Here is a 23,648-nt window from a genome sequence, read left to right as displayed (position 1 = left end):
TCTTCACCGCGTGACTCCCAGTCGGTACGGTTTCAAATGCCGAATTGCTCAGGGCCGGCGATCAGGCTGGCCAGCGCAGCGGGCGATAGTCGAAAGCCGTCAGGATCGTCCGCGATATAGCCAGCCACCTGGCTTCGGTGCGCAGCCATCGCCCAGCTTTTCCGGGCACGATCGCGGCGGAACCCGCGTCGCACGGTGTCCACTCGCGACCACACGGCGTAGATCACCAGCGGCAAACCGAGGCGACCCGCCGCTCCCCGCGCCAATCGCGCTGCCGCCTGGTGATCGGGGTGATGGTCGGCGTCCGAGGTGACCAGCACGACCCCGGCACGCAGGGCGATCAAGGCTCGGCTCAAGCGACGCCCATCCGCATCGCCCGCGACCCGGCCATCGCCCCAGCCGAGACGGCGGACCTTCGCGTCGCCCGCTCCCAGCCGCGCCAAGGCCCTGCGCTGCTCGCCGCTACGCAGGCGGCCCAATGCCGCCGGGGGCCAGCGCCGCGACGACGGGTGCGAGGCGTCGCCGTTGGTCAGCGCAATGATGCCGACCGGTATGCCGAGACGGACCGCGCTCACGATCAGGCTGCCACAGCCGAGTGTCTCGTCATCGGGATGCGGCGCAATCACGACGAGGCGGCGGCCTGCAGTCATGCGCAAGACCGCACCTGCCAAAATTCGGCGGAACGCAGCGGGTCGGCGGGGGTTCGTCACGGATGCGCAATGCCCAACTGCTTCCAATCGTTCCTGACGATGACGGGACGCTGCCAGCGGTCACCGCCCGAATCTGGCGGCGTGCCGAAGGAGTCGATGCGGCCGCCGCATTCCCGGCGTATGATATTGTCGACCTCGTGGAGGCCGGATTCGTCCTGGCGTGTGTCGACCTGCTCGACGCGAGGGCGCTGCCGGTACTCGCAGCGATCGGCGGCGCGAGCCTGACGGTCGGACGGCTGTTCGAGGGCCACCTCAACGCGGTCAAGCTGGTCGACCGCTACGGCGGGGGGCAAGCGGCAGCAATCCTTGAACACGAGGTCGCAGCCGGTCGGATTTCCGGCGTCTGGAACGCAGAGCGTGGCGGCGGCGTCACGGCCACGCGGGTCGCGGGCGGCTACCTCCTGTCCGGCAGCAAGGTGCACTGTTCCGGGGCGGGGAGTGTCCGGCGGCCGGTGGTGACCGCCCGCGTCGACGGCGAGACACTCATGCTGCTGCCCGACCTCCGCGATCTGGCCGTCAGGATCGACCTCACGGTGTGGCGCGCCTCGGGCATGCGTGGGACGACGACCGGGAGCGTCGATTTCGACGGTGTCGAGGTGCCCGACGCGGCGGTGATCGGCGGCCCCGGCGACTATTACCGGAGCCCGTGGTTTTCGGGCGGGGCGTGGCGGGTGATCGCCGTCCAGCTTGGCGGCCTCGACCGCATCATGGCGCTGCACGCCGAACGGCTGCGGCGCGATGATCCAGTGGCACGAGCGCGGTTCGCGGTGGCTGCGGGCGCTCATGAAGCGGCGCGACTGCTGGTCGCCGAAGCCGCGCGGCGGGCGGAACGGATCGACGTCGACCCGGAGGCGATCGACGCCTACGTCGATCTCGCCCGCGGCACTTTCGAAACGGCGGCCTTGACCGTGATCGAGGCGACCCGCCGCAATGTCGGCCTGTCGACGTTCATCGCGCCCGACCCGCTCGACCGGTGCCTGCGTGATCTTGAAACCTACCTGCGCCAGCCCTTCCTCGATGCGTCGCGCGACCATGCCGCCAGATGGCTGGCAGAGCGCGGCGGGCGTTTCCTCTCATGACCGGCGACGCCCGCGATCCCGGCTATTTCGACGCGCTCTACGCCGCCGACGCCGACCCCTGGCGTTTCGAGACCAGCGACTATGAGGCCAAGAAATACGCCGACACCGTCGCCGCCCTGCCTCGGCAGCATTATGCCGCCGCGGTCGAGTTCGGGTGTTCGATCGGCGTACTGACCGAGCAGCTCGCGGCGCACGCCGACACCGTCCTCGGCATCGACGTCGCGCAGGCGGCACTCGACCGTGCCGCCGCGCGCTGTGCCGCACTGCCCCATGTCCAATTCGCCCGGATCCGAATACCCGACGAAATGCCGGAGCAAAGTTTCGACCTCATCGTGCTGTCGGAGGTGCTCTACTACTTCGACCCGGCGACACTGGCCCGGCTTGCGGACCGGCTCCGCGTAGTCGCCGCGCCCGGTTCCGACCTGATCCTTGTGCACTGGCTCGGGCCGACGCCGGATTATCCGCTGAACGGCGACGCGGCGGTCGCGACGTTCTTGGCGGCTGTCGCAGGCTGGACCCGGGTTACGCAGCAAGCGCGACGGCAGGACTATCGCCTCGATGTCTTGCGCGCCGTTCCAGCGCCGCAATAACCCGCTCGGCCTGCCAGACCTCACGGGCCAGATCCGCCGGAAGGAGCCGACGTCGCTTCAGCCGCGGGGTTGTCGCCTCCACAGTCGCCCAGAGCACCGGAAACCGGGCGCCGGCTTCCAGCCGCAACTGCGCGCGGAGGACCAGTCGCCGTAGCAGCACCCGCGTCGGCTCGAGCGCCGCGTCGCACGGTGACGTGGTCGAGGCATGACTGGCAAGCAGGTCGGCAAACCCACCGGGGGCTCGGCCGATGTGCCGCGCCGAGGTGTACACCAGCGGCGCGTGGCTGCGGCGCAATCGAAGCCCGGCACGGTCCACCGCGTCGGCGAGCGCCCGGTCTTCGGCAAGCGCGACCACCGGCACGCCGCCGACGGCGCGATAGGTCTCGACGGTCAACGCCAGGCTCGCGCCCCACGCCCAGATGTGACGCGGCCAGGGGTCGTGCGCGCGCGGGTCGATCAGGTCTTCCAACCGGGCATGGAGCGCGGCCAACCGCCATTCTCCCGCACGGTGACCAAGGTCGGGCAGCGTCTGGCGCGCGGCAGCGTCAAAGGTGATGACCCCGGCCACCGCATCCGCGCCGCTGGCGATCTCGCCGAGATTGGCAACGATCCAGTCGACGTCCACCGCGCTGTCGGCGTCGGTCGTCATGACGACACCGCCGGGCCCGGCGCAATCGGCGGCAAGGTCCATGACATGCCGGCGCGCGCCGCCGGCATGGGCTCGCTCGGCAGGCAGGACGATCTCAGCGACCAGGACCTGTGCCGCGCGCGACGCGAACGCCCGCGCCCTTTCCGCGGTATCGTCAACGCAGTTGTTGGCCCCGACGATGACCGTTACCGGAACGCCGGCGCGCTGAGTGGCAAGATCGAGCGCGGCCAGGCAACTGGCGATTTGGCCCGCTTCGTTGTGGGCGGGAACGCCTACGGCCACCGGACGGCGCTGCCCGGCCGGCAAGTTGGGCAGCGTTGGATGATCACGTGCGAGCCACATCGTGATCGTAACGCCGCGGCGACAACCGGGTTTCGCGGGCGTCGGCCTGCACCCCGAAATGTCGGCATGGTCGGTGTCCCGCGAAGAACTGGAACAGCGCTCAAGCCGCCCGCGCGTGCGGATGACCCGGTGCAAAAGCGACCGTCAATCGATCGTCTGCCGACGGTAATGCGATATTGAAATATATTGTTCTGTTCTGGAATATTTTGATTGCAGTCCGTCGATAAATCCGCTTGCTTGTCGGGGGAGCAAATATGCAGATTTGGAATTCGCAGGGATTCGACGCGCACAAACAGGTTTGCCTGTTCGATGGCGCGCCGACGGTGTTGGGGGCGAGCGTCGCGGTGCGTTTGACCGCGCTCGGGAAGGCTGCGGGCGGTACGCGGTTCAAGCGCTGCCTGTCGGCCGCCGTAGCGATCGACGAGGCACTCAGCCAGTCGCGGGCCCTGTCGAATAAAGCGGCGGCGATCGTCGGTCAGCGGCCAGCCGACATCGTCAGGCGGGCCGAGGGTCTGCCTGTCGAAGTGATCGCGCAGCAGTCCGCATGTGAACTCGGCCGAGTGCCGGCCGCGAAGACTGGATGAGCCTGCGGCCGTGCTCGTCGCGGGACGACAAAACGCGCGGATTTCAAGCGCGATCTACGGGGCAAAGGAGGGGCTGACATGCGGTATCCGATTTTTCGCCATCTGCTTCTCGCGGCCACCGCCGCCAGTCCGGTTGCCGCCTCGGCACAAATCATTCCGGCTGGCCGCGACCTATCTGCGCTGCCGGACGACCTCGTGATTACGGCGACCAAGCGCGCCGAGCCGGTTCGCGAAATTGCCGGTGCCATTACGGTTCAGACCGGTGCGGAGCTCGACAAGCTGGGCGCGCAGGGTTTCTCCGACTATTTGACCCGCACCCCCGGCGTCGTCTTCAACGCCACGACGCCCGGCTCCGGTACGATCACCATCCGCGGCGTCGGCACCACGACCGGCCAGGATATAGGCCAGGCGACGACCGGCATCTTCATCAACGAGGTGCCGCTGACCGACCCCTCGCTGTCGATCGGCACGCCAGACATCGACACCTTCGATGTCGACAATGTCGCGATCCTGCGTGGTCCCCAAGGGACGTTGTTCGGATCCTCGTCGCTCGGCGGCGCGATCAACTACCAAGCGGCGCACCCCGACCTCGACGACATCGCAGCGCGTTTCCAGGGCAGCGTGCGCGCGACGCGACACGGCGGCACTGGCGGGGCCGGCAAGGTCATGCTGAACGCCCCCATCGTCACCGGGAAGCTCGGGATCCGCGGCGTCTTCGTCTACCGCGAGGACGCAGGCTATATCGACAATCTCGGCACCGGCGAAACCGACGTAAACCGCACGGTCACCAAGAGCGGCCGCATTCTGGCGACCTGGGCTCCTACCGACACCACGACCTTCAACTATTTCTACCTCGAGCAGCGGCAACGCACCGACGACGCGGGCTACCAGCAGCCGGGGCTTGGCGGCGCGCTCCGCAAAAGCACGGCCGAGCCTGAGTTCTCGACCTTCACCACCCTCGTCCACCAGCTGCGCCTCGACCAGGAAACCGGGATCGGGACAATCACGGCAACCGCGACGCGCCACGAAAAGAAGACCGATGGCCTCACCGACCTGACCGGCGGGCTGAGCGATGCCTTGTTCGGCCTTGCACCGATCTCGTCGTTCAGTCCGGGCAGCAGCAAGGGCAACACGTTCGAAATCCGGATCGCCTCGCCGGCCGGCTCAAAGTTCGAATACCTCGTCGGCGCGATGTATGACCGTACAAAGATGCGGCAGCGCCAGGTGATCTATGCCGCGGGTCTCGCCGATTTCATCGATGCCGCAGGTCCGCTCATCGGTCTTCCGGCGGATAGCGGCCAGGCGCTGGCCCCCGGTGACCTGCTCGTGGATGCCGCACTCCCGGCCACGGCGAAGGAAATGGCACTGTTTGGGGAGCTGACCTATAATTTCAGCGACCGGATCAAGGCGACAGTCGGCGGTCGCCTGTTCCAGCAGCGCCTCGTCAATGGGTCCAATGCGTTCGGTCTCTACGTGCTGCTCAATGCCGGGGAGTATGAGCAGTCGATCTCGGGCTCGCGCAAATGGAGCGGCTTCAGCCCCAAGGCCTCGATTACCTGGAAGCCCAGCGAAGACCTGATGATCTATACGCTGGCGTCTAAGGGCTTTCGCTTCGGCGGGTCCAACCTCGCGGTCCTTCCCGGAATTCCGTCGTCCTATGATAGCGACTCGCTCTGGAACTATGAGATCGGGACGCGAGCCGATCTGTTGGACCGCAAACTGCTTGTCGATGTCACGGGCTTCTATATCGACTGGAGCAACATCCAGCTGAAGCGCCAGCTGAGCGGGGTCAACTTTGCGCAGAACGCCGGCAAGGCGGAAATCTACGGGATCGAGGCAAGCCTCGTACTGCGTCCCGCGCAGGGCCTCGAGCTCAGCAGCAACCTGACCTGGCTGCACGCGACTTTATCCAAGGACTTCGATCCCGATCAGGTCGACGCCAGCAACCCGGTCATCCCCTCGGGAACCCGGCTGCCAGGGGCTTCGATGTGGCAGTTCACGAATAGCCTGAGCTACCAGATCTCGTGGAGCAAGGCGTCGCCGGTGATCGTCCTCTCGCATCGTTATATCTCGCGCGCACCGAGCGACCTCGAGGCGACGTCGCGCCAGGGCGGTTATCATCTCTTCGATGCGCGGATCGGTGGCAAGTTCGGGCCGGCGGGCCTGACGTTATTCGTCGAGAATATCGGCGACCGCCGGGGCGTCACGAACAGCAGCCTCCTGCCGCCGCTGCAGCAATATCTCGTCCGGCCGCGAACCGTCGGGGCGACGCTCGACGTCGGTTTCTGACGAACAAGGCAACTATTCCATCACTTTTTGAAGGATAACGACAATGGACCGCATCGATGTTGCGAGCATGGGAACGCGGCCGCGAGGTTTGTGGTTGCGAGAACTCGGGCGCTTCGCAGCACTCGGCGCTGCCCTGATCGCATTCGCGGTTCCGACCTATGCCGCATCCACAACGGATGCGCCGGCGACCCCAACGCCTCTGGTTGATCATCACATCCACCTCGGGAGCGACGAACTCGGACGCCAGATGGATGTGATGCACAAGCTTGATCCAAAATCATTCGAATTCTTGTCGGAAGACATTTTCAAGCGGCCTTCGCCAGCCGACGCGATGCGCAATCTCGACGCGGCCGGCGTCAAGCGGGCCGTCCTGCTCTCGACGGCCTATTGGTTCATGTTGCCCGGTTCGGTGGCCGACCCAGAGGCGGCGCGCCTGGTGCGGGCGGAAAACCGGTGGAATGTCGATGCCGGGCTGGCCTCCAAGGGCCGCCTCATCACCTTCATCTCGGTCAATCCGCTCGCGCCGAATGCGAAGGAGGAACTGCTGTACTGGGCCGGCAAGCCCGGGGTCAGCGGGCTCAAGCTGCATCTCGGTGCTGCCAACTTCTCCGCTCGCTCACCCAAGCAGGTGAAGCAACTCGCCGCGATCTTCGCGCTGGCCCGGCAAACGAAGCTACCGATTGTAGTCCATCTTCGCGGCGGTGGTCCGTTTACCAAGGCTGACGTCAATGTTTTCATCGACAAGGTCCTCGCCAAGGCGGGCGACCTGCCGGTCCAGATCGCACATGGCGGCGGTTATGCCGGTGCCGACCCGGCGACGATCGACTCGCTCGAAGCCTTCGGTGCAGCGATAGCGCGCAAGGCGCCGGGCACCCGCAACCTGGTATTCGATCTGTCAGGCGTCGTCATGCCCGAACCGGCTGCAACGGCGCTCGGCAGCAGCGACGCTCAACTCGCGCTCTTCGTCGCCGACATGCGGCGTATTGGACTGGACCGGTTTGTCATCGGCAGTGACTGGCCGGCGATCGGCCCGATTGCGCCTTATTACGAACTGATGCGCCGCAAGCTCGCGTTGTCAGACGCCGAATGGGCGACGCTGTGCGCGAATGTCGCTCCGTATCTAAAGGGCGGCCGATAGATTCTCGGGCAGCGGACAGTGACTAGTCGACCCCTGCGGGGAGCATCACGTCCGCTGGCCGCTGTCACCGCCAATTCGTGCAGCATGCGAGATCATTTCCGCGTCGGCCCCTGAACATACCGACAGCACGCGGCAAGGCGCATCGCCGACGTGCAGATAGGCATGGGCCATGCCGCTGTCGAAATAGATGGAATCGCCCGCGTCCAGCCGGAGCGGCGCGTAGAACTCGCTGTGCAGTTCCATGCTGCCTTCCAGCACATAGAGATATTCCTCGCCGCGGTGCGCCAGCATGCCGTTCAGCTCGTCGATATGACGCGCGACGACCTGGATCAGGATCGGCATCATCGTCTTACCGAGATATTCGGCAGCGATATAGCTGTGATGCTGTTTCATGAAATGAACGCCGGACGCCTCGCCCGCGCGAACGACGCTGCGCCGCCCCGGCCCGGGTTTCGCCGATGGCGCATCGGATCCCGCTTTCTGGATGAGGCGGCCAATATCGACCTCGAGGCCGGCACCCAGCCGGACGAGCTTTTCGTAGGTCATCCGCATCTTGCCGTTCTCGAGTTTCGAGAGGGTCGACTGCGGGATACCGGTCTTGGCCGCCAACTGCCCCATCGTCAGCGACCGCTCCGTCCTCAAGGCGCGAAGCTGCGTGCCAGGCCCGGCAGGGTCGACCTCTGCCCTCGGGCTGGTCCTAATCATTTATCACAGCCGAATACAAAATATTACATTTTTGAATAATTATGTTGCGCGGTTCCATTTCTGAAATCATATCTTGCCTCGTACGGATTGCAACGAGGTACAGAAATATGGGCAGGCGCAAAACCCTCGGCATTCACGTCGTTATCGGTGCCGCCGCGCTGACGGCACAGTCCGCCGTTGCGCAAGGGATTGCCGTAGACAACCCGGCCGGCGATGAAATCGTCGTCAGCGCGCAAAAGCGAACGGAGCGGCTGCGCGACGTCCCGGCTTCGATCAGCGTCCTGAGCGGTGACATGCTCGAGGCAACCGGAGCGCGCAGCCTCGCCGATTTCGCTACCTACATCCCCGGCCTGGCGGTCAACAGTGGCGGCACACCGGGGAAAACCTCGATCGTCCTGCGCGGCATATCGACAGGATCGGGCGGCGCGCTGGTCGGCACCTACATCGACGAGACGCCTCTCGGCACGAGCTCCGGCTTTGCGCGCGGATCGTCCTTCCAGCTCGACCTGCTACCTTACGACATCGAGCGGCTCGAAGTTCTGCGCGGACCGCAAGGCACACTTTACGGCGCCAGTACGATGGGCGGTCTGCTCAAGTACGTGCTGCGCGCCGCCGACCCGAGCGCGCTCGAGGCCCGTGCCGGCGGCGGGATCGAGAGTGTTGCCAGCTCCGGCCGACCGGGCTGGGGTGCGCGTGCGATGATCAACGTGCCGATCGTCGCCGACACGCTCGCCGTTCGGGTCAGCGGGTTCTACCAGGACAATGCGGGATGGATCGACAACCCGGCGCGCGGCATTCGGAACGAGAATAGTTCGGTGCAGAAGGGGGCTCGTGCCGCGCTCTTCTGGCGAGCCTCCGACCGCCTCGCCATCAAGGCTTCAGCCTTGCTGCAAGACATTCGGTCCGACGGCAACGCTGCGGTCCAGCTCGATGCCGGGACGCTTCAGCCAACGATCGGCAGGTATAGTCGCGCCCACGTCCTGGCCGAGCCGTACGACCAGAAGCTGCGCTTCTATTCCGTGACCGCGGACTGGGATGTAGATTTCGCGACGGTCACCAGCGCCAGCAGCTGGTCGCGCTCGCGCAATATCTCGATCGTCGATGAGTCGGCATTGTACGGGCCGCTCTTTCCACTTTTCGATCCGGCCGCGCCGGCTGGCGGGCTGTCGGCCTTCACGCTGGATGTGAAGCTGAACAAGTTCACGCAGGAGTTGCGTATCGCATCGTCCACCAGCGACCACTTCGAATGGCTCGTCGGCGGCTTTTACACAAACGAGAATGTGCTGAACCGGCAGGCGCTCAGTGCACAGAATGCCGACCGCACTCCGATCGCTTCGCTTGATCCGTTCGCGACGGTCTACTGGCCCACGAGCTACCGGGAATATGCAGCGTTCGGCAACGCCACCTACAAGTTCAGCCCCGTTTTTGATGTTACCGGGGGTATTCGGTTCAGCCACAACAGCCAGGACTACGTTCAGGATATCGATGGACCGGTGTTCGGCGGCTTCAGCCGGACTGCGCTGAAGTCGAGCGACGATGTCACGACCTGGTCCGCGAGCGCGCGCTTCCGTCCCGACGCGCGATCGACCTTCTATGCGCGCGTCGCCAGCGGCTATCGCCCCGGCGGACCGAACGCTCCGCTCATTGGAGCACCGGCGTCCTACGTTGCGGACACGCTCACCAACTACGAGGTTGGCTACAAGGGTGCGGTCCTGGACGGCCTGGTCGATTTCGACTTCTCGGCCTTCTACGTCGACTGGTCGGACATTCAGGTACCGATCACACTCCCGACCGGCAGCTCGACTGCCAATGGCGGCAAGGCGAGCAGCCGCGGGTTCGAGGCGACGATCCAGGCGCGTCCATCCGATGGCCTTCGGGTTGCCGCGACGGCATCCTACACCGACGCTCATCTGGACGGGGATGTACCGGCGCTCGGTGCCCGCGACGGCGACCGCCTGCCCGACGCGGCGCGCTGGACGGCGTCGCTTTCGGCAGAATACCGCTTTCCGCTCGGTGGCTCCAAGACCCTCACGGCGGCGGCGAGCTACCGCTTTCGCGGTTCGTCCCTCACAGGCCTGGAGAGCATCGGCAGCACGATCCGGATCCCGGCGCAGTCCATCGTCGACGCAAACCTCGGTTTGACGATAGGATCGGTTACCGGCCGCGTCTTCATCCGGAACCTGATCAACGAGCGCGCTTATACGACCTTCTTCGATCCCGATGCGGGATCCTCCACATTGCTTGTGCCGGTCCAGCCACGCACCGTCGGCTTGTCGCTCGACACGCGCTTCTAGCGGTGGGCATTTGCGCGCCGAGAGACCTCGAGCTTGCCTGCCAATTTTGGCCGATGGCCTATCCGGTGGCGATTAACGGACTTGTCATGTCGCGCATCGACGTCGTCGAGGTGACAGTGCGCCAGAACGGCGTCGCTGGACGCGGCGAAGCGGCGGGGGTCTATTATCACGATGACACGTCACGGAGCCTCGCCGCGGCGATCGAGACAGCTCGAGGAGCGATCGAGAACGGTGCTGATCGGCCTGAGATTGCCCGGCTCTTGCCTCCGGGCGGCGCTCGAAACGCTGTCGATTGCGCGCTCTGGGACCTTGAATCGCGTCTTGCCGAGCTCCCGGTCTGGCAAATTGCCGGATTGGCCCCGCCTCGCCCGCTGCTGACCACCATCACGATCGGTGCCGATGACCCGGCTTCGATCGCCGCGCGGGCCAAGGACGCGTGTCGAGACGCGCACGCGATCAAGCTCAAGCTGAACGGCGACGGCGAGGATGGCGAACGGGTGCGCGCGTTGCGGGCGGCGCGGCCCGATGTCTGGATCGGCGTCGATGCCAACCAGGGGCTCGATCCAGACCGCCTGTCCGACCTGATGCCGGTTCTTGTCCGGGCCCGCGTTTCTCTTGTCGAACAGCCCGGCCTCGTCGGCGCCGAAGAGGCATTTCGGGGCTTCGCCAGTCCGATCCCAATGGCTGCGGATGAATCGGCCCAGACTGAAGACGACCTCGAACGCCTCCGTGGCCTGTTCGATGTCATCAACATAAAACTCGACAAATGCGGCGGATTGACCGCGGCGCTGGCAATGGCCGTGGCGGCCCGCGCACGCGGTTTCGGCGTCATGGTCGGGAGCATGGGCGGCACCTCGCTCGCGATGGCCCCGGCGTTTCTCACCGGCCAGGGATGCGATTTTGTCGATCTCGATGGCCCGGTGCATCTCGAAAGCGATCGCAGCCCGGCCGCAATCTATCGGCAAGGGCGGCTCGAGATACCCCCGGACGTGTGGGGCTGGTCGGCGTGACCCGCTCACAAGCCGCGACCGCGGTTGGCAGCACCGGCGGCGACTGGTTCGGGCAACCGCGTGGCCTGACCATCTTGTTCCTGACCGAGATGTGGAGCCAGTTCTCGTTCTTCGGGATGCGCGCGCTGCTGGTGCTGTATGCCACCAAGCATCTCAACTTCGCCCAGGCTGACGCCTCGTGGATGTACGGCGTCTATGCTGCGGCCGTCTACATCACACCGGTGTTCGGCGGCATCGCTTCAGACCGCTGGCTCGGTCGTCGCAAGGCGGTGATGATCGGCGGACTGATCATGGCCCTGGGCCACGTCTTCATGGCCTTCGAGAGCCTGTTCATCGTCGCGCTCGCCACGATCGCGCTGGGCAACGGGCTCTTTCTGCCGGGACTGCCGGCCCAGATCGATGGCCTGTATGCGGCGGACGATCCGCGCCGAAAATCGGCCTACAGCATCTACTACATGGGCATCAACGTCGGGGCCTTCGCCGCACCGTTGGTTATCGGCACGTTTGGCGAACTTTATGGTTTTCATTGGGGATTTGCCATCGCGGCAGTCGGCATGCTGGTGGGAATGGCGGTCTATGCAATCGGTGGCCGTTACCTGCGGCCGGAGGGGCGCGCGCAAATGCGTACGGGCGACGCCCCAAGCGTCGCCGCACCCGCCGCCCGGAGTTTGGCATCGCAGCTTGTCCTGCTGGCGGGAATCGCCGCCGTGATCGTGATTTTCCGCGGCGCCTATGAGCAGATCGGCAACACGATGACGCTGTGGGCCGATGGACAGGTCGACCGCTCGGTCGGCAACCGCGTCATTCCAGTGACCTGGTTTCTGGCGCTGAACTCGCTCATCGTGATCGGTCTGTCGCCCTGGCTCGTCCGACGCTGGACGCGAGCGGCCGAAGTCGGTCGCGAACTCTCGACGATCAGCAAGATGACCGTCGGCGCAGCGCTTGTCGGGCTGTCGTTCCTGCTGCTGTCTGCCGTGGCCTCCACGGCCGGCGACGCGCCCGTGTCATGGCTCTGGCTCGCATTTTTCATGGCGTTCCTAACGGTCGGTGAGCTTCACATCCTCCCTGTCGGCATCGGTCTCTTTGCACGGCTTGCGCCGGCTAACCTTGCCGCCACGACGATCGCCCTTTGGTATTCTGCGGGCTTCTTCGGCAATCTTTTCGCGGGCTGGATCGGAACGCTTTGGCAGCCTCTGGGCATCGGCCCGTTCTTCGCGGTCGCCGGTGCAATCGGGGTGACTTCGGCGCTGCTCCTTAAGCTCTTCGACGGCGCCGTGAGGGACCGCGAGCGGGAGACTGCGCGCGATCCAGCCTCGGGTGCGAAAGACATCTGTCGGGAGGGGAAACTTGCATGATTAACAGGCCAGCGCTCATGACTCTGTTCGCCGTCGCTACGGCCTTGGCGGGTCCGATGTCGGCAACGCTTGCCAAAGACCATGAGGCTCGACCGGAGGGCGCGGCAATGTCCCTCGATCCGACCAGGATCGACGCAGTGGTAAAGCGCGCGATGGCGACGTTCGACGTTCCGGGCATCGCCGTGGCGATCGTGAAAGACGGCAAGGTCGTCTTCGCCAAGGGATACGGCGTGCGCACGGCAGGCCAGCCGGCCCCGGTAACGCCCGACACGATCTTTCAGATCGGATCGAACACCAAGGCCTTCACTGCGGCGGCGCTTGCGATCCTCGTCGACGAGGGCAAGCTGAAGTGGGACGACAAGGTCATCGATCACCTCCCCGACTTCAGGATGTACGACCCGTATGTCACGCGCGAGTTCACTATCCGCGACCTGCTGACCCATCGCAGCGGACTGGGGCTCGGTGCGGGCGACCTGATGTTCGTGCCGGCGACCGACATGTCTCGCGCCGAAATCATGAAGGGGCTTCGGCATCTGCGCCCGGTCTCGAGCTTCCGGTCGCACTATGATTACGACAATCTCCTCTACATCGTTGCCGGCGAGGTCGTCGCCTCGGTGTCGGGGCAGCCTTGGGAGCAGTTCGTCGAGGCCCGGATCCTTAAGCCGCTGGGCATGAAGCGCTGTTCCGCAAACCTGGCGGGCGTGGCCGGTCGCGATGATGTCGCGTCGCCCCACGTCGTCGAGGGCAAGGCAAAGCCGGTTCCGGCGATGAGCATCGACGTCGTCGGCCCCGCCGGCACGATCAATTGCAGCGTCACCGATATGGCGAAATGGCTGACGGTCCAGCTCGGCCAGGGAGCGATCCCCGGAGGCCAGCCGCTGTTCTCGCCGGAGCGCAGCGCCGAAATGTGGACGATGAACACCATAACCCCGGAAAGTCCGGCGCTCGGCGGCCTGCTCCGCAGCCACTTCTCGGGCTATGCGCTCGGCTGGGAGGTCAGCGACAACTTCGGCTTCAAGCGCGTCGCACACACGGGCGGCGTCATCGGCACCGTCACCTCGGTCGCCATGATCCCGGAGCTTAGGCTCGGCGTGTTGGTCTTCACGAATCAAGAGTCGGGCGCAGCGATGCAGGCGGTGAACAACCAGATCCTCGATGCCTATGTCGGCGCGCCGAAGCGGGACTGGATCGATATTGCCTCGGCCTATGCCGCGGGAAAGACCACAGAGGCCAACGTGGTGGAAAAGGATGTCGCGGCACGGCTCGCCAAACCCCTGCCGCCGACGCTGCCCATCGATGCCTATGCCGGCAATTTCCGCGATCCGTGGCGGGGTGATGCCGTCGTCCGCCGGGAAGGCGACAAGCTGGTGTTGAAGATCGGCCGGACGACCTCGCTCGAGGCGATGCTGCAGCCCTATAGCGGCAATGTCTTCGTCGCCCGCTGGGTCGACCGGAGCATCCACGCCGACGCCTTCGTTCGCTTCGAGCAGGGTTTCGACGGCGCGATCAAGGGCATGACATTGCAGGCTATCTCGCCGGCAACCGACTTCAGTTTCGATTTTCAGGACCTGGCCTTCGTGAAGTTTTAGGCTGGGATCGTCGCCCCGGATAGCGGGTGTTTCGGTGTCAAAGCCAATGACCTCGTGGCTCGCCCAGTCGGGTAACGCAGCCGGGGTGCTGCGCCGCGCCGGATACCCGGGATGAGCATGACGGCCGACCGTGATCGGGGCCACCTTTCGCGTACTCAGCGCTTGCTGGGTGGGCTGAACCATGGTGACCGCGACATCGGCCTGGCGCTGCATCAGATCGACCGCCTTGCGGCGTGCTTGCCCAGTCGATCGGCGGCGGCCTCGTCGATCAGCGACGAACTCGGCGGCGCGCCAAGCTCTTCCAAGAACAACAAGAGCTACATCATCAACGTCGCTCGATGGCGCGGTCGACGCCTCCAACACCAACGGCACCGCGATCTTCGCGCAAAGCCTTGGCGGCACCGGCGCCGGCACTATCGCCATCACCACGAACCAGCAGATCCGCAGCGGCAGCGGCTCGGGCGCGGCGATCGTCATCGACGGCGGTGCCGACAACACGCTGCTGGTCGCCGGTTCGGCTTCGGCGGTATCGACCCTCGCGATCGTCGGCGGTGCCGGCAATGAGAGCATCACCAACACCGGCTCGGTAATCGGCGACCTGCATCTTGGCGGCGGCAACAACCGCTTGTCTGATGGGCTTGTCGGCACCGACGCTGCCAATCGACCTCGCCAACGGCGCGCAGTTCGCCAATACCGACGGCGACGACGGTCCGCGCACCAACCTGCTGTATTGCGTGCGGGTCGTCACCGGGTCGCCCTGGTCAGCACGGGCGTATCTACTGGAGGCTCAATGAACTCATATAAAGGGTCAGCGAGAAGACCCGCGCGTCAACCAAACTATGGAAGCAGAGCGGCGAACGACAAGCGTTAGCCTATTAAGTCAAGTTCAACCGGTGCGACTGCGACGATGCCGAGGTGCTCAGCCAATTGTTTCCATGAGTCAGATTGCGCGACCACTCCCTGGATGGGGCACTCGGGGATGTCACGGAAGGTCCGGTTTCGGGGCGCTGCCAATCGCTGCTCTATGGCAATTTCTGAGCGCTAGCGGCCGTTCGACCGGGCACCCTGGATCGCCGACAATCCAGCTACTGACGCATCGTCCGGGCGCAGAACTTTCTCCAGCACGACAAATTTCAGGTCATCACGCAGCGGTGTGCCGAACCGGTTGTCGTCATACGGGAACGCCTCCGTCTCCCCTGTGAGGTGGTAGCCGCGGCGCAGGTACCAGGCGATCAGGGTCTCCCGGACGTTCACGACGGTCATCCGGACCCGCGTGCCGCCGTGCTCGTGGACCCACAGTTCCGCCGCCGTCAGCACGTCCCTGCCAAGACCGGTGTTCTGCCGGTCCGGGTCGGTCGCCAGTGACCCGAGATACCATTTCCCGTCGCCCAGGGGCTCCAGCCAGACGCAGCCGAGCAATCCGCCGGTCGATGCACCAACCCACTTGAGCAGCGACGCCTCCGGCTTGGCGAGCACGTCGGCGCGGAGCAGGTCGCGCGTCGTCCGGTCGCCGGAGATGTACCCGGCTTCCGTGTTCCAAGCGGCCGTCGAGCCGGAGCCGCGATAGGCCCGGTTGACCAGCGCAACGATGGCCGGGATGTCCTCGTCGGTGGTTGGTGCGAGCATTTTACCTCTTGCCGGGTCGGCCTGGCGCTAGTCAGCGGGGCGCGAGTTCGTTGACCGGCTAATCCGGCATCAGCAGCGACAGCGCCACCAGCGCCGCCTGCCGCCGGATCTCGTGACGCCCGAGGTCGCCGAAGTGCTGGGTGTCCGCGACGACCTTGTCGGGGTCGCCGTCCCGCGTCGCGCAGGCGAAGACGACGGTGCCGACGGGTTTCTTGAGCGAGCCGCCGTCGGGGCCGGCGATGCCGGTGATCGCGACCGCGGTGTCGGCCAGGCTGTGCGTCAGCGCGCCCTGCGCCATCGCCCAGGCAACCGCGACGGAGACCGCGCCGAACGTCTCGAGGATGTCCTGGTTGACACCGATCGACTCCATCTTGGACTCGTTCGAATAGGTCACGAAGCCGCGTTCGAAGACCTGGGACGAGCCCGGGATCTCGGTCAGCGCGGCGGCGACCAGCCCGCCGGTGCACGATTCCGCCAGCGCGACGGTGCGCCCGATCGCGAGGTTGGCCTCGATGACCTTGCGCGCCATCGCCAGGAGTTCGGGGTCGAACATCAGGCGGGCACCCGAACGCTCGCCATCGCCTGGGCTGCCAGCCCCTCGCGGCGGCCGGTGAAGCCGAGCCCCTCGGTGGTCGTCGCCTTGACGCTGACCGCCTCGAGCTTGAGTCCGAGCAACTCCGCGATCCGCACGCGCATCGCGGTCCGGTGCGGTCCGACCTTGGGAGCCTCGGCGATGATCGTGAGGTCGACATGGTCGATGATCCCCCCACGCGCCGTGATCAGCGAGGCGGCGTGGGCGAGGAACTGGTCCGACGACGCGCCGCGCCACTGCGGGTCGCTGGGCGGGAAATGCTGGCCGATATCGCCCGCGCCGATCGTGCCGAGCAGCGCGTCGGTCAGCGCATGGAGTCCGGCGTCGGCGTCGCTATGGCCGATCAGGCCGTGGGTGTGAGGGATGCGCAGGCCGCACAGCCAGATGTGGTCGCCGGGGCCGAAGCGGTGGACGTCGTAGCCGCTGGCGACGCGCGAGGTCAGGGCGCGGGCGAACAGCGCCTCGGCGCGCTCGAAATCGGCGGGGGTGGTCAGCTTGAAGCCGCGCTCGTCACCCTCGACGAAGGCGACGCGCAGCCCGGCCGCAAGCGCTACGGCAACGTCGTCGGTGGCTCCGGCGGCGGCGGCCTGGTGGGCAGCGAGGATCGCGTCGAAGCGGAAGCCCTGGGGGGTCTGGACGCGGTGAACGCTGTCGCGCGCGATCTCGCCCTCGACGTGGGTCCCGCCGGTGCGGAGCGAGTCGGCCACGGACAGGGCAGGGGTTGCACCGTCTTCGTGGTCGAGCGCGGCGAGAACCCGGTCGATCACCGCGGTCGGGACGAACGCCCGCGCGGCGTCGTGGATCAGGACCTTGGCAGGTGCCGCGTCTGCGAGAGCCGCAAGCCCGAGGCGCACCGACTCCTGCCGGGTCGCGCCGCCGTGGATGGGAGGACCGAGGCTCAATCCGGCGACGCTCTCGGCATACAGCTCCGCATCGTCGGGATGGATGACCACCGAGACCGTGTCGACGCTGCCGGCCAACCCTTCGACGGCATGCCTCAGGACAGTCTTGCCGGCGACGCGGCGGTATTGCTTGGGCAGGCCCTCGCCAGCGCGGTGACCCCGGCCGGCGGCAACGATCAGTCCGTGGGTTTGCCCGCGCATCGCTCCGCTCTATCCCGCCCGCGCCTTGCCGAACAGGGGGAATGACGTTAGGGGTTCTGCCCGCTTTTTAGGCAGTTTTTCCGTGGCCCGTCTTTCGCCCATCCGTATCGGCAAGCTTGTCGTCGACCAGCCGGTCATCCTGGCACCGATGACCGGTGTCACTGACCTGCCGTTCCGCCGCATCGTCAAGCGCTACGGCGCCGGGCTGACTGTTACCGAGATGATCGCAAGCCAGGCGATGGTCCGCGAGACCCGCCAGTCGATCCAGAAGTGCGCGTGGGATCCGAGCGAGGAGCCGGTGTCGATGCAGCTTGCGGGCTGCGATCCCGAGATCATGGCCGAGGCCGCCAAGCTTAACGCCGACCGCGGTGCGGCGATCATCGACATCAACATGGGCTGCCCGGTGAAGAAGGTCGTCAACGGCGACGCGGGCTCGGCGTTGATGCGCGACCTGCCGCTCGCCGCCCGCCTGATCGCAGCGACGGTCAAGGCGGTCGAACTGCCGGTGACGCTTAAGATGCGCATGGGCTGGGACCACTCCAGCCTCAACGCTCCCGAGCTTGCACATATCGCCGAGGACCTCGGCATCCAGCTGATTGCCGTCCACGGCCGCACCCGCTGCCAGCTTTACAAGGGTGCTGCGGACTGGAACTTCGTGTCGCGCGTTAAGCAGGCGGTGGCGCTGCCAGTTATCGTCAATGGCGATATCCTGTCGCTCGACGACGTCGATACCGCGCTGGCGCAGTCGGGCGCGGACGGCGTCATGATCGGGCGCGGGGCCTACGGCAAGCCGTGGCTGCTCGGCCAGGCGATCGCGTGGCTGGTCCACGGCCACCGCTTGGCGGCCCCTGAACTCGCCGAACAATTTGCCGTGATCGTCGAGCACTACCGGGCGATGCTGGAGCTGTATGGCAACGAGGTCGGCGTCAATCTCGCGCGCAAGCACCTCGGCTGGTACACCAAGGGCCTGATCGGCTCGGCCGAATTCCGCAACGCGGTCAACCAGCAGGCATCTCCCGCCGTCGTGCTCGACATGCTCGAGCGTTTCTACGCGCCGCTCATCGAAGGCGACGAGCGCCTCGACCTCGCGGCATGAGCATATTGCCGCTGCGCCGGGCCAAGACGCCGCCCGCGCTGCCCGACCTGATGACCGTGCTGCCGGTGCCCGTCGTCGCGCTCGATGCCGACGATCGGCCGTGCCTGGTCAATCAGGCCGCGGAGACATTGCTCAACCATAGCGCGGGCGTGCTTGCCGAGCGTGGGTTGGTCGGCCTGCTGGTCGACGGACGGCCGATCGCCGAAGTCATCGCGGCCGCACGGACCCAGGGCGGCGGCTATGCCAGCTACGATGTCGAGCTTGGCTATGAGGGTGCGCGCATGGTCCGCGCCGACGTGCTGATATCCCCGTTGGTCGATGCGCCCGGCTGGCTGGTGATGACGCTGCAGGCGCGGGCGGTGGCATCGCTGGTCGAGCGCCAGCTGGTAAATCGCGGTGCAGCGCGCTCGGCGGTCGGCGTCGCGGCGATGCTGGCGCACGAGATCAAGAACCCGTTGTCGGGCATCCGCGGCGCGGCGCAGTTGATCGAGCAGACCGCGCGGACGGCGGGCGACGCCGACACCAGCGAGCTGACGACCCTGATCCGCGACGAGGTCGACCGCATCCGGACCCTCGTCGACCGTATGGAGGACTTCACCGACACCAGGCCGCTGGCGCTCGGGCCGGAGAATATCCACGCCGTTCTTGGCCATGTCCGCAAGCTCGCGGGGCAGGGGTTCGCCCGCGGGATCAAGGTCCGCGAGCAGTACGACCCGTCGCTGCCGCCGGTGCTCGGCAACCGCGACGCGCTCGTCCAGGTGTTCCTGAACTTGATCAAGAACGCTGTCGAAGCCGCGGGGGAGGCATGCGAATTGTCGATCCACACGGCCTATCGCCAGGGCCTCCGCCTCGCCGCGCCCAGCCGCCACAAGCGCATCGCGCTGCCGATCGAGGTCTGCATAATCGACAACGGCCCGGGCGCTCCGACCGAGCTCGCCGACCATCTGTTCGACCCGTTCGTGACCACCAAGGCGGGCGGCCGCGGCCTTGGTCTGGCGTTGGTGGCGAAGCTGGTCAGCGATCACGGCGGCGTCGTCGAGTACGAGCGCGACGGCCAGCGTACGATCTTCCGCGTCCTGCTTGCGACCGCCTGATGGAGACTCTGTGACCCTAGTCCTCGTTGCCGACGACGATGCCGCAATCCGCACCGTCGTCCGGCAGGCGCTCACCCGCGCCGGCCACGAGGTCAAGACCGTCGACAGCAACGCCGCGCTGTGGAAGCTGATCGACGCCGGGGAGGGCGATGTCGTGGTCACCGACGTCGTGCTGCCCGACGGCGACGGCCTGACCGCGATCCCGCGATTGCTCGCCCGGCGCCCTGGCCTGCCGGTCATCGTCATGAGCGCGCAGAACACCTTGTCGACCGCAGTTCGCGCGACGGAGCAGGGCGCGTTCGACTATTTGCCCAAGCCGTTCGACATCGACGCGCTCGCCCGCGCCGTGGCGAGCGCACTTGCCGCCAGTGGCCATGTCCCGGAACCGCTGGCTGCGGCGGGCGACGACCTGCCGCTGATCGGGCGCTCGGCGGCGATGCAGGAGGTCTACCGCACCATCGCGCGCGTCGTCGCGACCGACCTCAGCGTGCTGATCCTTGGCGAATCCGGCACCGGCAAGGAGCTTGCTGCACGCGCCCTGCATGACCTCGGCGCCCGCCGCGACGGGCCGTTCGTGGCGATCAACATGGCCGCGATCCCGCGCGAGCTCATCGAGACCGAGCTGTTCGGCCATGAGCGCGGTGCCTTCACCGGCGCCGCCGCACGCGCCACCGGTCGCTTCGAGCAGGCGCAGGGCGGCACACTGTTCCTCGACGAGATCGGCGACATGCCCGCCGACGCGCAGACGCGCCTGCTCCGCGTCCTGCAATCCGGTGACTTCACCACCGTGGGCGGCAACCGCACCATCCGTGCCGACGTGCGGATCATCTCGGCAACCAACCAGGACCTCCCGCGGCGCATCGCCAGCGGGCAATTTCGCGAAGACTTGTTCTATCGTTTGAACGTCGTACCGCTCCAGCTTCCGCCATTGCGTGAACGCAGCGGCGACATCGCCGTGCTGGCCCGGCACTTCCTCGACCGTGCCGCGCGCGACGGCTTGCCGCGCAAAGCGCTCGACAGCAGCGCGATCGAAGTCCTCGCCGGGCACGCGTGGCCGGGCAACGTCCGCGAGCTCGAGAACCTCATGCGCCGGCTCGCGGCCTTGACCAGCGGCGAGCGCATCGACGAGGCCGCGGTCGTCGCGGGGCTCCGCGGCCCAGGGATGGGAGCGGGTCCGACGGCAGCCCCGAGCGGCGGGCTGGCGGCCTCGGTGGCACTCCACCTCGCCGACTATTTCGGCACCTTCGACGAGGACCTGCCCCCCGACGGACTGTACGACCGCATCCTTGCCGAGGTCGAGCGGCCACTGCTGACGCAGGCGCTGGCGGCAACGCGCGGCAACCAGATACGGGCGGCGAAGCTGCTCGGGATCAATCGCAATACGCTGCGGAAAAAGCTCTCCGACCATCGTCTCGACGCTGCCGACTCACGCCGCTAGCCCGCGAACAACCTTCCCGCACCACGGTTTGCCGCAACGAACGTCGCGTGCGCGCAACGACTGTGTTCCTTTTGCCACGCTAGTGCGGTAAAGCCTTAGTCAATGGAATCGACCATGCCAGCGCCTCCCGGGCTGCCGCGCGACCGACGCCTTGGGCGGCGTCTGGCGCGCTGGATCAACCGGGTCGACCTGTATCCGCGGCTCGAGGTGGCGGTTGCAGTGCTGGTCGTGGTGCTCGGCATCGCCAGCTACGAGGTTTTGACGAGCACCCGCGCCCCCGCCGCCGGCTTCTCGCCGTCGCTGGTGACCGCACTGCTGGTGGTCAACCTTGTACCGCTGATGGCGCTTTTCGTGCTGATCGCACGGCGGCTGGCGATCCTGCTGAGCAACCGCCGGCGTGGCACGGCGGGGGCGCACCTCCATGTCCGGCTGGTGGCGTTGTTCGCGACGATTGCTGCAGTGCCGACGCTGCTGGTGGTGATTTTCGCGTCGCTGCTGTTCCAGTTCGGGACGCAGTTCTGGTTCTCCGACCGCGCCAAGACCGTGCTCGACAACGCCGATCAGGTTGCCCAGGCGTATGTGGCCGAGAACAAGCAGCGCGTCTTCGACGACATCGAGGCGATGGCCGGCGACGTCAACAACTATGCCCGCGACTTCGGCATCGACTCGCCGACCTTCCGCGAGGGGTTGGTTTTCCAGGTCAAGACCCGCAACCTGACCGAGGCGGCGGTGTTCACCGCGGGGCGCGCCGGGGTGGTCATCTACGCCGGCGTCAACATGGACGCGCGACCGCTGTCGGCGCGGATCAAGTCGCTCGATCTGGCGCGGGCGCGGGCGGGCGAGGTCCGCGTCATCGCCTCCGCCGGCGACCGCGTCGAGGCCGTGGTGCGCATCGACCCGGTGCTCGAGCGCTACGTCTACGTCAGCCGCAAGGTCGACCCGCTGGTGCTGAACTCGGTGGCGCGGACCCGAACCGCGCTGAGCGAATACAAGGCGTTGACCGACCGCAGCCGCGACCTAAAGTGGCGTTTCAACGTCATGCTGATGGTGGTGTCGCTGCTCATCTTGGCGGCGGCGATCTGGTTTGCCTTGTGGCTGGCGAACCGCCTGGCGTCGCCGATCGCGCGGTTGGCCGATGCTGCCGAGCGCGTCGGTGCCGGCGACCTCGACGCGCGGGTCAAGGTTCGGAACTCGCCAGACGAGATCGGCACCCTGGAGCGCGCCTTCAACCGCATGACCGGGCAATTGAAGGCGCAGCAGAACGCCCTGGTCACCGCCAACGCGCAGGCCGACGAGCGCCGCCAGTTCACCGAAGCGGTGCTGACCGGCGTCTCGGCGGGCGTGCTGTCGATCGACGCGAAGGGCATCATCCGCCTCGCCAACCACAGCGCCGCCGAATTGCTCCAGTCGACCGCGCGGGCGCTGGCCGGGCGCCCGCTGGCGGAAGCGGTACCCGAACTTGCGGCGCTCCTGGATGAAGCGTCGGCCCAGGGCGGTGCAGCCGGGCAGGTGATCATTGCACGTGGCGCCGACACCCAGACCCTGAGTGTGCGGATCGCGGCCGAAAGCGGTGGCGCGCGCAGCTATGTGCTGACCTTCGACGACATTTCGGACCAGCTTGCCGACCAGCGCCGCGCCGCCTGGGCCGATGTCGCGCGGCGCATAGCGCACGAGATCAAGAACCCGCTGACGCCGATTCAGCTGTCCGCCGAACGCCTGCAGCGCAAATATGCCAGGCAGATCATCGACGATCCCGAGACCTTCGCCTCGCTGACCAGCACCATCGTCCGTCAGGTCGGCGATCTCCGGCGCATGGTCGACGAGTTCAGCAGCTTCGCGCGGATGCCCAAGCCGGTGTTCCAGCTCGAATCCATCGCCGAGATCGCCAAGCAGGCGGTGTTCCTGCAGGAGGTCGCCTACCCGAACGTGCGCTTCGGGCTGGTCGTGCCAGCGTCGCTGCCCGACCTCATCTGCGACCGCCGCCAGATCAGCCAGGCACTCATCAATCTACTGAAGAACGCTGCGGAAGCCATTGCCGCGTGCGGCAAAACCGAGGGCGGGCTGATCAGCCTGACGGTTCGCGCCACCGACACGCACGTCACGATTGAGGTAACCGACAACGGCTGCGGCCTGCCGGTCGAGGCGCGCGATCGGCTCACCGAGCCATACGTCACGACCCGCACCCGCGGCACCGGGCTCGGCCTCGCGATCGTCAAGAAGATCGTCGAGGAGCACGGCGGCACGCTTGACCTTGGCGATGCTCCCGGTGGCGGCGCGATGGCCCGGCTCGGCTTCGTGCTGGGGAATACGCATTTGCTCGAAGATGATGCCGGCGATCACGCACGGCACGCGGGACAGGGGTAGG

20 protein-coding genes are annotated in these 23,648 nt (G+C 66.4%); 14 read left to right on the top strand and 6 right to left on the bottom strand.

The window, feature by feature from the left end; all coding sequences use genetic code 11:
- Nucleotides 1-32: 32 nt before the first annotated feature.
- Nucleotides 33-650, bottom strand: a complete 618-nt coding sequence (locus KX816_14215) for a PIG-L family deacetylase (GenBank protein ID QXQ05391.1) — start codon at nt 648-650, stop codon at nt 33-35.
- Between the two features lie 62 nt (nt 651-712).
- Between KX816_14215 and KX816_14210 the strand changes: the two genes are divergently transcribed.
- Nucleotides 713-1,789, top strand: coding sequence for a hypothetical protein (locus KX816_14210; protein ID QXQ05390.1), 1,077 nt, complete (start codon nt 713-715; stop codon nt 1,787-1,789).
- Complete coding sequence (locus tag KX816_14205) at nt 1,786-2,379, top strand: nodulation S family protein (GenBank protein QXQ05389.1); 594 nt, start codon at nt 1,786-1,788, stop codon at nt 2,377-2,379. The genes KX816_14210 and KX816_14205 overlap by 4 nt, the downstream gene beginning before the upstream one ends.
- Here KX816_14205 and KX816_14200 read toward each other — a convergent pair.
- A complete protein-coding gene (locus KX816_14200; GenBank protein QXQ05388.1) occupies nt 2,312-3,370 on the bottom strand; it encodes a glycosyltransferase family 2 protein in 1,059 nt (352 codons plus the stop codon). The two genes, KX816_14205 and KX816_14200, sit on opposite strands and share 68 nt — an antisense overlap.
- A gap of 254 nt (nt 3,371-3,624) precedes the next feature.
- Here KX816_14200 and KX816_14195 point away from each other — a divergent pair, with 254 nt between their 5' ends.
- The 3 genes from KX816_14195 to KX816_14185 all read left to right on the top strand — a co-directional run bounded on the left by KX816_14195 (nt 3,625) and on the right by KX816_14185 (nt 7,381).
- Nucleotides 3,625-3,954, top strand: coding sequence for a hypothetical protein (locus tag KX816_14195; GenBank protein QXQ05387.1), 330 nt, complete (start codon nt 3,625-3,627; stop codon nt 3,952-3,954).
- A gap of 78 nt (nt 3,955-4,032) precedes the next feature.
- Nucleotides 4,033-6,243 carry a TonB-dependent receptor gene (locus tag KX816_14190; GenBank protein QXQ05386.1) on the top strand — a complete coding sequence of 737 codons (2,211 nt, stop codon included), beginning with the start codon at nt 4,033-4,035 and terminating at the stop codon, nt 6,241-6,243.
- Between the two features lie 43 nt (nt 6,244-6,286).
- Nucleotides 6,287-7,381, top strand: a complete 1,095-nt coding sequence (locus KX816_14185; GenBank protein ID QXQ05385.1) for an amidohydrolase — start codon at nt 6,287-6,289, stop codon at nt 7,379-7,381.
- 45 nt (nt 7,382-7,426) lie between these two features.
- Here KX816_14185 and KX816_14180 read toward each other — a convergent pair whose 3' ends face one another.
- Nucleotides 7,427-7,999 carry an XRE family transcriptional regulator gene (locus KX816_14180; GenBank protein ID QXQ05384.1) on the bottom strand — a complete coding sequence of 191 codons (573 nt, stop codon included), beginning with the start codon at nt 7,997-7,999 and terminating at the stop codon, nt 7,427-7,429.
- A gap of 194 nt (nt 8,000-8,193) precedes the next feature.
- On the opposite strand from KX816_14180, the gene KX816_14175 reads away from it, so the two are divergent.
- The 5 genes from KX816_14175 (at nt 8,194) to KX816_14155 (ending at nt 15,205) form a co-directional block, all read left to right on the top strand.
- Complete coding sequence (locus KX816_14175; protein QXQ05383.1) at nt 8,194-10,380, top strand: TonB-dependent receptor; 2,187 nt, start codon at nt 8,194-8,196, stop codon at nt 10,378-10,380.
- A 53-nt stretch (nt 10,381-10,433) separates the two neighbouring features.
- Nucleotides 10,434-11,390: a dipeptide epimerase gene (locus tag KX816_14170; GenBank protein ID QXQ05382.1), complete on the top strand. Its 957-nt coding sequence runs from the start codon at nt 10,434-10,436 to the stop codon at nt 11,388-11,390.
- Nucleotides 11,273-12,745, top strand: a complete 1,473-nt coding sequence (locus KX816_14165) for a peptide MFS transporter (protein ID QXQ05381.1) — start codon at nt 11,273-11,275, stop codon at nt 12,743-12,745. The genes KX816_14170 and KX816_14165 overlap by 118 nt, the downstream gene beginning before the upstream one ends.
- Before the next feature lie 17 nt (nt 12,746-12,762).
- Nucleotides 12,763-14,334 carry a serine hydrolase gene (locus KX816_14160; protein ID QXQ05380.1) on the top strand — a complete coding sequence of 524 codons (1,572 nt, stop codon included), beginning with the start codon at nt 12,763-12,765 and terminating at the stop codon, nt 14,332-14,334.
- Between the two features lie 181 nt (nt 14,335-14,515).
- Nucleotides 14,516-15,205 (top strand): hypothetical protein, encoded by a 690-nt coding sequence (locus KX816_14155; protein QXQ05379.1) that lies wholly within the window; start codon nt 14,516-14,518, stop codon nt 15,203-15,205.
- 170 nt (nt 15,206-15,375) lie between these two features.
- On the opposite strand, the gene KX816_14150 is transcribed toward KX816_14155, so the two are convergent.
- The 3 genes from KX816_14150 to KX816_14140 are packed head-to-tail and all read right to left on the bottom strand — an operon-like array spanning nt 15,376 to nt 17,655.
- Nucleotides 15,376-15,960 carry a GNAT family N-acetyltransferase gene (locus KX816_14150; protein ID QXQ05378.1) on the bottom strand — a complete coding sequence of 195 codons (585 nt, stop codon included), beginning with the start codon at nt 15,958-15,960 and terminating at the stop codon, nt 15,376-15,378.
- Between the two features lie 58 nt (nt 15,961-16,018).
- Nucleotides 16,019-16,513: a CinA family protein gene (locus KX816_14145; GenBank protein QXQ05377.1), complete on the bottom strand. Its 495-nt coding sequence runs from the start codon at nt 16,511-16,513 to the stop codon at nt 16,019-16,021.
- On the bottom strand, nt 16,513-17,655 hold the full coding sequence (locus KX816_14140) for a bifunctional 2-C-methyl-D-erythritol 4-phosphate cytidylyltransferase/2-C-methyl-D-erythritol 2,4-cyclodiphosphate synthase (GenBank protein ID QXQ05376.1): 1,143 nt from the start codon (nt 17,653-17,655) through the stop codon (nt 16,513-16,515). The genes KX816_14145 and KX816_14140 overlap by 1 nt, the downstream gene beginning before the upstream one ends.
- Before the next feature lie 82 nt (nt 17,656-17,737).
- Between KX816_14140 and dusB the strand changes: the two genes are divergently transcribed.
- The 4 genes from dusB to KX816_14120 all read left to right on the top strand — a co-directional run bounded on the left by dusB (nt 17,738) and on the right by KX816_14120 (nt 23,647).
- Complete coding sequence (dusB, locus tag KX816_14135; protein ID QXQ05375.1) at nt 17,738-18,751, top strand: tRNA dihydrouridine synthase DusB; 1,014 nt, start codon at nt 17,738-17,740, stop codon at nt 18,749-18,751.
- Nucleotides 18,748-19,845 (top strand): two-component sensor histidine kinase, encoded by a 1,098-nt coding sequence (locus tag KX816_14130; protein ID QXQ05374.1) that lies wholly within the window; start codon nt 18,748-18,750, stop codon nt 19,843-19,845. Before dusB ends, KX816_14130 begins: the two co-directional genes overlap by 4 nt.
- 10 nt (nt 19,846-19,855) lie before the next feature.
- The gene (gene ntrC / locus KX816_14125; protein ID QXQ05373.1) at nt 19,856-21,283 is read left to right on the top strand and encodes a nitrogen regulation protein NR(I); all 1,428 of its coding nucleotides are present in this window, start codon (nt 19,856-19,858) and stop codon (nt 21,281-21,283) included.
- Between the two features lie 114 nt (nt 21,284-21,397).
- Nucleotides 21,398-23,647 (top strand): PAS domain-containing sensor histidine kinase, encoded by a 2,250-nt coding sequence (locus KX816_14120; GenBank protein ID QXQ05372.1) that lies wholly within the window; start codon nt 21,398-21,400, stop codon nt 23,645-23,647.
- Nucleotide 23,648: the final 1 nt, after the last annotated feature.

The sequence above is a fragment of the Sphingosinicellaceae bacterium genome (assembly GCA_019285715.1).
Lineage (GTDB): Bacteria > Pseudomonadota > Alphaproteobacteria > Sphingomonadales > Sphingomonadaceae > Glacieibacterium.
The sequence above is the reverse complement of the archived record's forward strand: the minus strand, read 5'-3'. Positions and strand labels throughout refer to the sequence as shown.